This is a genomic window from Nocardia sp. bgisy134 (assembly GCF_965341865.1).
In the GTDB taxonomy this organism is placed as follows: Bacteria; Actinomycetota; Actinomycetes; order Mycobacteriales; family Mycobacteriaceae; genus Nocardia.
Genome location: NZ_CBDQZP010000012.1, coordinates 227936 through 240116 on the forward strand (window position 1 = coordinate 227936; position 12181 = coordinate 240116).

Consider the following 12181-nt stretch of genomic DNA (forward strand, 5'->3'; position numbering starts at 1 on the left):
ATAAGTCAGTGTGCGGAGACCAGCGCTGCTCCTCGGATTCGTCATCGGCATCCTGCTCACCGCGGGCTGCGACGCCGCGACGAACGCCGATCCCTCCGACGCCCGCGTCACCGCGAATGCCGTCGAGTTCGATCCGAACGGCGTGTACGGCTCCCCCTTCGCGGTGATCATCGACAGCCCGGATGCCGCGCGCGCCTTCGCCGAGTGGTTCACCGCACGCGTCCACTCGAATCCGCCTGAGGTCGTGCGCGATCCGGGTCGCCTCACCGGCTTCGAGCGCAGCGCCTACCTCGCGGTCGTCACGCTCACCGGCTGCCGCGCCCCCGTCTCCACCGAATTGCACCGCCAGGGAGCCGATTTCCGCCCGGCGATGCTCGGCGGCGTCGATCACCCCGAGTGCTACCGCCCCTTCACTCCCTTCGCCGTGTACGAAATCCCGCGCGAGGTAAGCGCCGAGATCACCACCGTCAACGGCGAATCCCTCACCCCGCTCGCCTGACAGCCTCTCGAAAACATTCGTTGGCAACAGATCTCGCGACGCCGGGAATCGGCGGCGGTGTGGCCGGTGCAAGCATCGCGCTCCAGGCGGGGACCTGTGGTCTCTCGGGGGCGCTGGTGGAGGCCCGCGACGCGCTGTTCGACAGCACAGTAGCCGTTCGGCTCTTTCAACTCGACTGCCTCGGCTGACCGACCGTGCCGAATCGGCTGGTGATCAGAGATTTTCGTGCTGAGCGTCCGTGACATGAGGATGAGCTTCCGCGACATTGGCCTCAGCTCCGCGCGCTCGTAGCGTCACGGATATGACCTTGCTTCTCGGCGCGATCCTGCCCACCTCCTCCCCCGATCCCGCACTCCCCCTCCTCGGTGACGTCCGCGCGGCCGCCCGGCTCGCCGAGCAGGCGGGGCTCGAATCCGTATGGTCCACCGACCATCTGGTGGCCAGCGCACCGATCCTGGACAGCACGGTGGCGCTCGCCACCGCCGCCGCGGTGACCGATCGCCTCCGCATCGGCTACAGCGTGCTGCTGCTCGCCCTGCGCCCGGCTGCCTGGGCCGCCAAGCAGATCGGCACGTTGCAGTACGTGTCGCAGAACCGCCTGATGCTTGGCGTCGGCACCGGCAATCCGGCCCACGGCGACATCGGCTGGCGAGCGGCGGGAGCCTCGTTCGCCGAACGCGGCGCGCGCACCGACGAGGCGCTGCGGGTGCTCCCCGACCTCGTCGCGGGCAAACCGGTGACGCTCGCCGACGGCGGGGAAGTCACCCTCGCCCCCGGCGCGGCGATGCCGCCGGTCTTGGTGGCGGGCGACGGCCCGAGGGCACGGCGCCGCGCCGCCGAATTCGCCGAAGGCTGGATCACGATCGGCGCGAGCCCCGCCGACGTGGCCGCCTCGGCACGCGAATTGACCACGCTCGCCGAGACATTCGGCCGCAACGCGCCGGCGATCACCGTGGTCGCCCCTCCGCTGGCCGCCACGCCGCGCGAGGCGGCCGACCAGCTGGCCGAATACGCCACGTCCGGCGCCGAACGGGTGATCCTGGCGCCGTCGCCCGCGGACTGGGAGGCGAGCTACGAGTTCGCCGCCGAACTCCAGCGTGCGCTGTGAACATCCGAACCTCGGAAATCCGCCCCCGGCACCGGATACCGTGGTCGTTGGCAATGCGGCGCCCATCGGGTGCGCCGCCCTCCGCGACGCACACGGTGGTGACCCATGACCGGCACGGTTCGTCCCGATTCCGCCGAGTTCGTCCGCGGCCTGCCCAAAGCCGAGCTGCACCTGCACCTCGAGGGCACCCTCGAACCGGAGCTGAAGTTCCGGCTGGCCGAACGCAACGGCATCCGGCTGCCGGAGCGCACCGTCGACGAGGTCCGCCGGACCTACCGCTTCCACGACCTGACCTCGTTCCTCGAGGTCTACTACCCGGCGATGCAGGTGCTCCAGCAGCCGCGCGACTTTCACGATCTGGCCTTCGAATACCTGACAAGGGCGCATGCCGACGGCATCAGGCACGTCGAGATGTTCTTCGATCCGCAGGCGCACACCGGACGCGGTGTCCCGTTCCAGTCGGTCATCGGCGGATACCGCTCCGCGATCGTGCAGGCCCGCCGCGAGCTCGGCATCTCGGCCGAGCTGATCCTGTGCTTCCTGCGCGACCACTCGGCGGAATACGCGATGGCCACGCTGATGGAGGCGCTGCCCTACCGCGACTGGATCATCGGCGTCGGACTCGATTCCGACGAACGCGGCAACCCACCCCGCAAGTTCGCCGCGGTGTTCGAACGAGCGCGCCGCGAAGGCTTCCTGCTCACCATGCACTGCGACATCGACCAGCCCGATTCCCAAGAACACATCCGCCAGGCGCTCGAGGAAATCGGCGTCGACCGGCTCGATCACGGCACCAATATCGTGGAGGACGAGCGGCTGGTGGAATTGGTGCGCGCCAAGAGCATCGGGCTCACCTGCTGTCCGGTCTCCAATTCCTTCGTCACCGCCCAGATGAAGTCCGACGAGATCGTCGGGCTGCTCGACCGCGGCCTGCTCGTCACGCTCAACAGCGACGATCCCGCCTACTTCGGCGCCTACGCCGCGGACAACTACCTGGCATTGCGCGAACAAGCCAGCCTGGACGTCGACCAGCTGGTGCGCCTGGCCCGCAACTCGTTCCGCGCGTCCTGGCTGACCCCGGCGCGCCTGGACGGCTACCTGCGCGAGATCGACGCCTACGTCGCCAACGGCTGAGGCCGTCGAGACGGCGAGCGTGTCACCGCCGACGACACCCGAGCGCCTCCGCTACATTGAGGCGACTTCTCAGCGCCGGAGCACATTCGCGGCGTCGCCGAGAGTGGTGGTTGTCGGGCGGTCGGCGACGGCACGGCAGGCGGCGGCGCGCACCCGGGCAGAGAGGATCGACCGATGGCCACCGAACACCGTTCTTTCTTGGCGCGGGTGTCACCAACGCAGTGGGTCGCACTGGTTCTGACCGTGCTCGCCGTGCTGTTCGTCTTCGACAACCGCGCCAAGGTGACGATCGAATTCCTGCTGATCAGCGTGGAGTCACCGATGTGGCTGATCCTGCTCGTCATGTTCGTCGTCGGCTGGATCACCGGGGTGCTGATGACGCGCAAGCGCCGCCGCTGACCGCCGCGATCACGTGCTCGGTCCCAGCGCGATCTGCACCGCGCCGTCGGACTTCTGCTGGAACCAGTACGTCAGTCCTCGTCGTCGAGCGAGGTCACGCCCGTGACCAGGCTGATCGCGAATGTCTGGTTGTTCAAGCATCCCGCGGTCACCGTGCTGCCCGCGGCGAAGCCGCCGCGGCTCTCCCCGGCGCGCGCCATGTCGTAGCGGCCACCCGCCTCCTCGGCCGAGCCGACCAGCACGCAGGTCCACTGCTCCCCGGTCGGGTTGCTGCCGACCGCGATACTGCCTTCCTCGGTGGTGTCGGCGGTGAGCGTCGGCGCCGCGGCGGCGAGTCCGCCGCCGAGCACGACCGCCGACGCGGCGGCCGCGGTGATGATTGCCAAACGAACACTCGTTCGGAACATCGTCGTCCTCCTGTTTCGACTGCCGATGTTCCCGCATTTGCCCGTCAGCACGCTCCGAAACCGGGTCCGGCGAATCCGCCACGACCGTGTGACCGCGCCGACACGGCGCACCGCGACGTGACGTGGTACCTATACACTGCCGTCACAGACAGCTCGAAGAGGAGACACGCATGGCCACCAGCACCGTCGACGTCGTCATCGCCGCCCCGCGCGATGTCGTGTACAAGTTCTTCACCGAGCGGGATGGCATCAACGCCCACCTACCGTTCGTGCAGTTCACCCTGAAGAAGCCGGGTTCCCCGACCCCAGAGGGTGTCGGAGCGCAGTACGTGGTCGGCCGAGGCGGCATCGGCATCGTCGAGGAGACCACCAAGCTGGTGCCCGGTGAGCGGATGGAATACAAGATCGTCAAGGGCGCGCCGGTGAAGCGGCACGTCGGCATCGTGACCTTCAGCGACGCCGAGAGCGGCGGCACGCGGGTGTCCTACACGATGGAGTCGGAGCCGAGCCTGCCGGTGCCCGCCAAGGCGGTCGAAGCCGGCCTGCGGGTGCTGATCAACCAGTTCATCAAGGGCACGCAGAAGGCGTTCAGCTGAGCTGACATGGAAAGGCCCTCGCCCCCGATGGCGTAATGCTCGGGGGCGAGGGCCTTTTCGTTTGTTCAGGAAGGTCAGACGGTCGCGCGTTCGGCGCGGGCGGTCTCGAGCAGTTCCTCGGCGTGCGCGCGACCGGTCTCGGTGTCGTCCAGACCGGCGAGCATGCGGGCCAGCTCGATGACGCGCTCGTCCTTGGTGAGCGCGCGGACGCCGCTGTTGACCTTGCCCTTGCCGTCGTCGGACTTGTTCACCACCAGATGCGTGTCGGCGAACGCCGCGACCTGGGGCAGGTGGGTCACCACGATGACCTGATGGGTGCGCGCCAGCCGGGCCAGCCTGCGGCCGATCTCCACCGCGGCCCGGCCGCCGACACCGGCGTCGACCTCGTCGAACACCATCGTCGCGCCGTGATCGGAACTGGCGAGCACCACCTCGAGCGCGAGCATCACGCGGGAGAGTTCGCCGCCCGAGGCGCTCTTGCTCAGCGGCAGCGACTGCGCGCCCGAATGCGCGGAGAGACGGAACTCGACCTCGTCCACGCCGGACGCGCCCGCGTGCAAGTCGACGCCATCGACGTTCAGCGGCGCGGAATCCTGCGCGCCCGCGGGCACCGGACGCACCTCGACCTCCAACCGGGCCTTCCCCATCGCCAGCCCGCCGAGCTCGGCGCTGACCGCCGCGGCCAGCTTGCCCGCCGACTTGGTGCGCGCGGCGGTGAGCTTGCGGGCCGCCGTGCGCACTCGCTCGGCGGCGATGTCCACCTCTGCCGCCAGCTTGGTGAGCGCCTCCTCGGACACATCGAGCGAATCCAGCCTGGTGCGCGCCTCGTCGGCCCAGGCGAGCACACCGTCGATGTCGGGGGCGTACTTGCGGGTCAGGCTCTTGAGCTCGGCCTGCCTGGTCAGCAGCGAGTCCAGCGCACCGGGATCGGAGGGCAGGTCGGAGAGGTAACCGCTGAGCTCGGTGGTCAGATCGACGACCACCGCGATGGCCTCGCCCAGCCGGGGCGCGAGCGCGGACAGAGCCGGATCGTCGGCGGACTCCAGCCGCGAACGCGCCGCGCCGAGCAATTCCAGTGCGCCGGAACCGTCCTCGGGCGCGTCGGCCGGACCGGCGAGCGCGTCGTGCGCGGTCGCGGCGGCCTCGCGCAGCGAATCCAGATCGCTGAGCCTGCGCACCTCGTCGACGATCCGCGCGTCCTCGCCGGGTTCCGGTGCGATGGCGTCGATCTCGGTGAGCGAGTACTTCAGCCGGTCGGCCTCCAACGCCAATTCCCTGCTGCGAGCGGTGCGTTCCAGCAGCTCGGTGCGGGCGTCGAGCCAGGAACGACGATGCACCTGATACTTGCGCAACAGCGAACCGACCGTCTCGGCGGCGAACTGGTCCAGCGCGTTCAGCTGCTGTTCCGGACGCTGCAAACGCAGCTGGTCGTTCTGGCCGTGCACGGTCAACAGCGGCGCGGTGAAATCGGCCAGCACCGAGGCGGGCACGCCGCGGCCACCGAGATGCGCGCGGGAGCGTCCATCGCTGTTCACCGTGCGGATCGCGATGACACTGCCGTCGTCGTCGGCCTCGGCCGCCGCCGACTCCAGCACCTGACCGACCTCGGTGCGGGCGGCCTCGTTCACGTCGTCGACGGTGAAGCGGCCCTCCACCACCGCACGCGCCGCGCCGAGCCGCACCCGGCCCGCGTCGGCGCGCGCACCGCTCAGCAGGTGCAGGCTGGTCACCACCATGGTCTTGCCCGCGCCGGTCTCACCCGTCAGGACGGTGAGACCCTCGTGGAACTGCGCGGTGGCCGTGGATATGACGCCGAGGCTGTCAATCCTGATCTCTGTCAGCACGTGTGCTCTCCGTTCGCCGTCGGCCTCGCCAGCCGGTCACAGGCAACTGGAACTTGCGCACCATCCGGTCCGCGAACGGCGCGGAGTCCAACCGCACCCAGCGCACCGGTTCGGCGCCGCGGACCGCCTCCACCCGGCCGCCCTTGGGCAACGCCATGGTGCGCCTGCCGTCCAGGAAAACTATCGCATCGTGGCCCGTGGCAACGGATTCCACCGCAATCCTGGACTCCGGGCTGGTCACCAGGGGTCGCGCGAACAGGGCGTGCGCGTTGCTCGGGATCACCAGCAGCGCCTCCAGCTCCGGCCACACCACCGGCCCGCCTGCCGAGAACGCGTAGGCCGTGGAGCCGGTCGGCGTGGCGATCAGGATGCCGTCGCAGCCGAACGACGAGACGGGTCGCCCGTCGACCTCGAGCACGACCTCCAACACGCCCATGCGCGAGGCGTTCTCGATGCTGGCCTCGTTCAACGCCCAGCCGGTGTCCACCACCTCGTCGTCCACCCGGACCGACAGGTCGATCGTCATCCGATGCTCGATACGGTAGTCGCCGCGCACCACCTGGCCGAGCGCCTCGTCCAAGTGCTCGGCCTCGGCCTCGGTGAGAAAGCCGATGCGGCCCAGATTGATTCCCAGCACCGGCACCGACGCCGGACGCGCCAGTTCGGCGGCACGCAGGAACGTACCGTCACCGCCGAGCACCAGCACCATCTCGCACCCGACCGCGGCCTCCGGCCCGTGCTCGACCACTTGCACCGGATATCCGCCGGGCGCCGCGCAGGCCATCGTGTCCTGGCCTGCCTCGACATCGAACCGGGTGCTGTCGGCCTCGTCATCGAGAACCCGCAGCCCGATTCCCGCCTCGGTGAAGATCTTCGCCACCCGGTGGGCGGTCTCGATGATCTCCGCCCGGCCCGGATGCGAGACAAGCAGGATCTCCCGGCCGCCGGATTCCGGCGTCACCGCGTTCACTGTGGACCCTCCTCAACCGCGCGCTCGACGAGCGCGGCGACCTCTTGCGCGTCGTATTCGAACTGCCCGTCCTTGCGCAGCCACAGAAAGTATTCGACATTGCCCGACGGACCGGGAAGCGGGCTGGCCACCGCGCCGAGGGTGCGCAGCCCGTGTTCGGCGGCCACCGCGGCGACCGTGCGCACCGCCTCCGCGCGCAACGCGGGATCGCGGACGACGCCACCCGAGCCGACCCGCTCCTTGCCCACCTCGAACTGCGGTTTCACCATGGGCAGCAGATCGGCGCCGTCGGCGGCGCAGGCGGCCAGTGCGGGCAGCACCAGGCCGAGGGAGATGAACGACAGGTCACCGACGACGAGTTCGACCGTGCCGTCGATGAGTTCGGGCGTCAGGTTGCGGACGTTGGTGCGGTCGTGGACGCGAACACGGTCGTCGTTCTGCAACCGCCAGATCAGCTGGCCGTACCCGACGTCGACCGCCACCACTTCCCGCGCGCCACGGCTGAGCAGCACGTCGGTGAACCCGCCGGTCGACGCGCCCGCGTCCAGGCAGCGCTTGCCCGCGACACGCACGCCCTCCAGCTCGAATCGCTCCAGCGCGCCGAGGAGTTTGTGCGCACCGCGCGAGGCCCACTGCACCTCGTCGGGTTCCTCCCGCACCAGCAGCGGGGTGCCCGTTTCCACCGCGGTCGCCGGTTTGGTGGCGACCGATCCAGCAATCAGGACCCGACCCGCGCCGATCAGCTCGACCGCGTGCTCCCGCGATCGCGCCAACCCGCGGCGAACGAGTTCGGCGTCCACTCGCGCGCGCCTGGCCACCTCAGATCTTGTCCACCGTAGCCAGGGCCTGGACCAGCACGTCGTGTGCCTGCTCCAGGATGCGCGCGCGCCGGGTGATGTCGGCGCCGGATTCCGCGCTGTCCGCGGCCGCCACGAAGGCGGCGCCCCGGACGTCGAGCTCGGCCAGCAGGCTGTCGATCTCGGTGCGAATCCGGTCCGGGTCGGCGGGCTCCGGGCGACCCTGCGCGCCCGGCAGATGCCTGCCGGGCAGCGGGACGCCGGGGCGGGGCGCGTTCGGTCCGGGACCGGGCACACCGGGTCCCTGCGGGCGGGGCGTCGGAGTAGTCATCGTGATGCCAACGCTATCCGATTTCCGAATCGGACGCGCGCACCGTCACCGCCCGGCCGGGGTTCCTCCGCAGCCGCTCGGACAGGTCGTCCGTCGACTCGTCCTCGACCGGAGGGTGGTTCAGCGCGTCCAGGGAATCCGCGACGTAAGTGGGGATACGCGTCTCGGGCGCGGTACGGAGCTCGTCCAGAGTGCTCACGCCGGTCAGCACCAGCAGCGAATCGAGGCCGACGTGCTGGGCGCCCTCGATGTCGGTGTCCAGCCGGTCGCCGACGACGAGCGCGCTGCGGGTGCCCGCGCGGACCAGAGCGTCCTCGAGCAGCGGCGCGTACGGCTTGCCCGCGACGATCGGCTCGCGGTCCGACGCGGCGCGCAGTGCGGCGACCATCGCGCCGTTGCCCGGCGCGAGACCGCGCTCGTTCGGCAGCGTCTTGTCCGTGTTGGCCGCCACCCACAGCGCGTCGGCGCGCAGCGCGTACGCCGCCTCGGCCAGATCGGGCCAGGCCGTCTGCGGCGAATGCCCTTGCACCACGGCGGCGGGCACGGTCCCGTCGAACCGGCGGACGGCGCGCAGGCCGACCGCGTCGACTTCCGCGACGAGATCGTCGGTGCCGACCACGAGCACCTCGGCGCCGGGCCGCAGGCGTTCGGCCAGCAGTCGCGCGGCCGCCTGCGCGCTGGTCACCACGTCCTCGGTGGTCGCGGGGAAGCCCAGCTCCGCCAGATGCTCGGCGACCACCTCCGGCCCGCGGCTGGCGTTGTTGGTGACGTACACGAGCCGCTGCTCCGACTCGCCCGCGCCCGCCAACGCTTCCGGCGCACCCTCGATCACCGCGGGACCGCGGTACAGCGTGCCGTCCAGGTCCAGCAACAGGGCTTCATAGCGATCTCGTAGCCGCTTCACACCACTCTCACTTCGTGTCACCACTCGGCGCGTGCCGAATTCCATGCGCGCCCAAGGTCGGTCGGCCCCGACGCCGCCGCCGTGGCCGAGTCGCCACGCACGGCCGCCGATCCGAGCCGCCTCGACAACACGCCGAGGATTCGACCCTACGTCAGTCAGCCGACAGATACGGCATCGCGTTGCCTGCCCCACAGCTGCGAACAACCACCGGACCACTCGACCGAGAACACGTCTCGAGGGACCAAACCCGTTCCGCGACGGCGCATCACATCCGGGCGGACCGCTGATCGACGCGTTATCCGGGACTGGGGCGTCAACCTGGAGATCCCTGCCCGTTCACGCGGAAAAGCCGGACGATCATTCACGACGGACGTCTCCAAGTGTGGTGCGCCGATCGCGGCAACCGCCCGGTCGTCCCTGCTGGATGGGCGCTGACAGTGGTGGCCGTGCGGCGATCACCGGTCGGCGGGCGACCCAACAGTCAGCACGGCATGCCGGGACCGCAGACAGATCGCGGTAACCGCCCGGCCTCCTGCCGCACGGTCACTCGCCAGCCGCCCCAGGCGGTAATCACCGTCGGCGGGCGCTCCGTGACAGGCAGCGTGCTCAGCCGGTCCACGGATCGCAGTAACCACCTGCCCCACCGCCAGACAGTCGCTGGCCAACGGTCGCCGCGGGGCGATCACTGTCGGTGGTCAATCTGCGACAGACAGCACGCGTGGGCGGATCGCGGTAGCCGCCCGGCCCACCGCCAGATCGTCGCTTGCCAGCGGTTACCGTGCGGCGATCACCGGTCGGCGGGCAGCCAATAACCGGCAGCGCCGCGTAGCCGGACCGCAGATCACGGTCACTGCCCGGAACGCTGCCCGATGGTCACTCACCAGCCGTCACCGGGCGGCACCCAACCGTCGGCGGCCGACCCTCGACAGTCAGCGCCGCATGGCTGGACCGTCGATCGCGGTAGCTCCCCCGATGCCGGTCAATCGCTGGCAGCGGTCGCTGATCGGCGCTTACCTGTCAACGGGCGCCCCGCGACACAGTGCGGATCTCGGCAGCTATCCGGCTCGTCCCGGACCGTTGCTCGCCCGTAGCGATCGCCGGTCGCTGTGCACCTCTCACCGGTTGGCGGTCGGCGGTTGGCGGTTGGCGGTTGGCGGTTGGCGGTTGGCGGTTGGCGGTTGGCGCGGACCTACAGGTCGGCGTCGCCGGTCAGCTCTTCCGCGCGTTCTTCGGCGTCGGTCTCGCCGTCGAGGTCGGCGGAGGCCGCGTTGAGGAACCAAGTCAGGCCCTCGTCGGTGCGACCTGCGGCCACCAGGGCGTCGGCGTAGGCGTAGAACAGGCGGGCGGCGGCGGAGCCGGTGCGCTCTGGGTCGAGGTCGGAGGTTTGCAGGGTCACCACGGCCTGGTCGTACTGGCCGAGGTCCATGCGGGCGCCGGCCACGACGATGCGCAGCTCGGTGGCCTCGTCGCCGCTGAGCGCGCGGGCTTCCTCGCTGCGGCCGAGTTCGATGGCGCGCTCGGGACGTCCGAGACCGCGTTCGCAGTCGGCCATCACCGCGAGCAGACCGGAACCGCCGGACATGCGTCGTGCGGTGCGCAGCTCGGACAGCGCTTCCGCCCACTCTCCCGCGTGGTAGGCCACGACGCCCGCGGTCTCGCGTACCACGGCGATCCGGCCCGCGCGCTGTCTGGCCGCGCGCGCGTGCGCGAGGGCGAGGCGCGGATCGTCCTCGACGAGGCGGACGGCCATCACCAGGTGCCGCGCCACGGTCTCGGCATTGCCCTTGTCCAGGCTCAGCAGATCGCGGCGGATCGCGGTGTCCAGGTCGGATGCCTGCACGTCGTCCGGCAGATCCGGTTCCTCGGGACGCGGGGGACGCCGATCCAGCGAACGACCACCGGTTCGTGCGCCCTCGCCGCCGCGACGACGGTCCTGCGTTCCGCGGTCGTAGTCACCCGATTCGCCGCGACGCTTGAAGCCGCCGCGATCGCCGCTCTCGCCACGATCGAAGCCGCGCTCCTCAGCGTCGCGCCGTCCGCCGGAACCTTCGCCACGCCGACCGAAATCGGGGCGGTCGCCGGAACCACGACGCTGGAAACCACCGCGCTCACCCGACTCGCGACGCTCGAAACCGCCACGGTCTTCGGAGTCACCGCGACCCGAGAATCCGCGCCGCTCACCGAAATCGCCGCCGCGCTCGCCGCGCGGCTTGAAACCTTTGTCCTCGGAGTCGCGTCGGGGCTTGAAGCCACCGCGTTCCCCGGAATCCCCGCGGCGCTCGAAACCTCCGCGATCTCCTGAATCACCGCGGCCGAATCCGCCACGATCGCCGGAACCGCCCCGATGGAATCCGCCGCGCTCACCCGAACCGCCACGGCTGAAACCACCGCGTTCGCCCGAACCGCCACGGTCGTAGCCGCCACGCTCGCCCGAGCCGCCGCGCGGCTTGAAGCCACCGCGTTCCCCGGAGTCACCGCGACGCTCGTAACCACCGCGCTCACCGGAGTCACCGCGACGCTCGTAACCACCGCGCTCACCCGAACCGCCACGCCGGTCGAATCCGCCACGCTCACCCGAGCCGCCGCGCGGTTTGAAACCGCCGCGATCCCCGGAGTCGCCGCGACGCTCGTGACCACCGCGTTCGCCCGAGTCGCCCCGGCGCTGGAAGCCGCCGCGCTCCTCGGAGGAGCCGCGCGAACCATAGCCGCCGCGCTCGCCGGAGCCCTCGCCGCGTTGGTAACCACCACGACGTTCGCCGCCGCGGTCGAAACCGCCGCGACCTTCAGAGTCCTGACGTCGGCCCGCGCCGCCGCGGCCGCCGAAATCGTCGCGGCGCTGGAAGCCGCCGCGGCCACCGGATTCACCGCGTTCGCCCGATCCGCTCCTGCGGTCGAAGCCGCCGCGCCCGGCATTGCCCTCGCGGTCGCCGCGTGAGGAGCCACCCGTGCCGCGGGACGGCCGGTCAGAACCGGCGTCGCGCTGACCGGAGTCGGAAGCGCTACGTCGGAATGGCTTCCGACCGTCGTTGTGTTCGGACACGGTGATCCCTTTCTAGGTTCCGCTGAAGTTGTTCAGGGCCCCAACAAATTGAATCACGTGCCGTCGGTGGGGCTCGGACGCGACGGCGTCACGGGCGCGAAAGCGCCCAAACGACGATAGGGGACCCAGAATTGGGTCCCCTATCGTGAAAG

13 protein-coding genes and 1 pseudogene are annotated in these 12181 nt (G+C 70.3%); 7 read left to right on the forward strand and 7 right to left on the reverse strand.

The features are described from left to right. Positions 1-10 precede the first annotated feature (10 nt). The 5 genes from ACRWNM_RS22305 to ACRWNM_RS22325 all read left to right on the forward strand — a co-directional run bounded on the left by ACRWNM_RS22305 (position 11) and on the right by ACRWNM_RS22325 (position 3140). The gene (locus tag ACRWNM_RS22305; RefSeq protein ID WP_431969998.1) at positions 11-499 is read left to right on the forward strand and encodes a hypothetical protein; all 489 of its coding nucleotides are present in this window, start codon (positions 11-13) and stop codon (positions 497-499) included. A 20-nt stretch (positions 500-519) separates the two neighbouring features. Continuing rightward, entirely contained in the window at positions 520-687 is a 168-nt protein-coding gene (locus ACRWNM_RS22310) for a hypothetical protein (protein WP_431969999.1), read from the forward strand. 113 nt (positions 688-800) lie between these two features. Next, positions 801-1607, forward strand: coding sequence for an LLM class flavin-dependent oxidoreductase (locus ACRWNM_RS22315; RefSeq protein ID WP_431970000.1), 807 nt, complete (start codon positions 801-803; stop codon positions 1605-1607). 105 nt (positions 1608-1712) lie between these two features. Next, positions 1713-2741 carry an adenosine deaminase gene (add, locus tag ACRWNM_RS22320; RefSeq protein WP_431970001.1) on the forward strand — a complete coding sequence of 343 codons (1029 nt, stop codon included), beginning with the start codon at positions 1713-1715 and terminating at the stop codon, positions 2739-2741. Positions 2742-2915: 174 nt separating this feature from the next. Continuing rightward, positions 2916-3140, forward strand: coding sequence for a lipopolysaccharide assembly protein LapA domain-containing protein (locus tag ACRWNM_RS22325; protein WP_431970002.1), 225 nt, complete (start codon positions 2916-2918; stop codon positions 3138-3140). 71 nt (positions 3141-3211) lie between these two features. Here the strand turns inward: ACRWNM_RS22325 and ACRWNM_RS22330 are convergent, their stop codons facing one another. After that, a complete protein-coding gene (locus ACRWNM_RS22330) occupies positions 3212-3526 on the reverse strand; it encodes a hypothetical protein (RefSeq protein WP_431970003.1) in 315 nt (104 codons plus the stop codon). A gap of 191 nt (positions 3527-3717) precedes the next feature. Between ACRWNM_RS22330 and ACRWNM_RS22335 the strand changes: the two genes are divergently transcribed. Next, positions 3718-4143 (forward strand): SRPBCC family protein, encoded by a 426-nt coding sequence (locus ACRWNM_RS22335; RefSeq protein WP_431970004.1) that lies wholly within the window; start codon positions 3718-3720, stop codon positions 4141-4143. A gap of 74 nt (positions 4144-4217) precedes the next feature. Here the strand turns inward: ACRWNM_RS22335 and recN are convergent, their stop codons facing one another. The 6 genes and pseudogenes from recN to ACRWNM_RS22365 form a co-directional block, all read right to left on the reverse strand. Continuing rightward, entirely contained in the window at positions 4218-5987 is a 1770-nt protein-coding gene (recN, locus tag ACRWNM_RS22340) for a DNA repair protein RecN (protein ID WP_431970005.1), read from the reverse strand. Beyond that, the gene (locus ACRWNM_RS22345) at positions 5965-6957 is read right to left on the reverse strand and encodes an NAD kinase (RefSeq protein WP_431970006.1); all 993 of its coding nucleotides are present in this window, start codon (positions 6955-6957) and stop codon (positions 5965-5967) included. Before ACRWNM_RS22345 ends, recN begins: the two co-directional genes overlap by 23 nt. Next, a complete protein-coding gene (locus ACRWNM_RS22350) occupies positions 6954-7775 on the reverse strand; it encodes a TlyA family RNA methyltransferase (RefSeq protein WP_431970007.1) in 822 nt (273 codons plus the stop codon). Before ACRWNM_RS22350 ends, ACRWNM_RS22345 begins: the two co-directional genes overlap by 4 nt. Before the next feature lies 1 nt (position 7776). Beyond that, on the reverse strand, positions 7777-8085 hold the full coding sequence (locus ACRWNM_RS22355) for a hypothetical protein (protein ID WP_431970008.1): 309 nt from the start codon (positions 8083-8085) through the stop codon (positions 7777-7779). Between the two features lie 13 nt (positions 8086-8098). Continuing rightward, positions 8099-8989: an HAD-IIA family hydrolase gene (locus ACRWNM_RS22360; protein ID WP_431970009.1), complete on the reverse strand. Its 891-nt coding sequence runs from the start codon at positions 8987-8989 to the stop codon at positions 8099-8101. A gap of 1189 nt (positions 8990-10178) precedes the next feature. Beyond that, positions 10179-11165 (reverse strand): annotated as a pseudogene (locus tag ACRWNM_RS22365) (tetratricopeptide repeat protein); the annotation flags it as partial. A gap of 168 nt (positions 11166-11333) precedes the next feature. Between ACRWNM_RS22365 and ACRWNM_RS22370 the strand changes: the two are divergent. Then, positions 11334-11924 (forward strand): hypothetical protein, encoded by a 591-nt coding sequence (locus tag ACRWNM_RS22370; RefSeq protein WP_431970022.1) that lies wholly within the window; start codon positions 11334-11336, stop codon positions 11922-11924. The last annotated feature ends 257 nt before the right edge of the window (positions 11925-12181 follow it).

Excerpts from the sequence above, each read along its gene's own strand:
- ACRWNM_RS22325 (WP_431970002.1), top strand. The coding sequence starts at position 2,916 with ATGGCCACCGAACACCGTTCTTTCTTGGCGCGGGTGTCACCAACGCAG.
- ACRWNM_RS22355 (WP_431970008.1), bottom strand. The coding sequence starts at position 8,085 with ATGACTACTCCGACGCCCCGCCCGCAGGGACCCGGTGTGCCCGGTCCC.
- ACRWNM_RS22335 (WP_431970004.1), top strand. The coding sequence starts at position 3,718 with ATGGCCACCAGCACCGTCGACGTCGTCATCGCCGCCCCGCGCGATGTC.
- ACRWNM_RS22315 (WP_431970000.1), top strand. The coding sequence starts at position 801 with ATGACCTTGCTTCTCGGCGCGATCCTGCCCACCTCCTCCCCCGATCCC.
- add (WP_431970001.1), top strand. The coding sequence starts at position 1,713 with ATGACCGGCACGGTTCGTCCCGATTCCGCCGAGTTCGTCCGCGGCCTG.
- ACRWNM_RS22370 (WP_431970022.1), top strand. The coding sequence starts at position 11,334 with ATGGAATCCGCCGCGCTCACCCGAACCGCCACGGCTGAAACCACCGCG.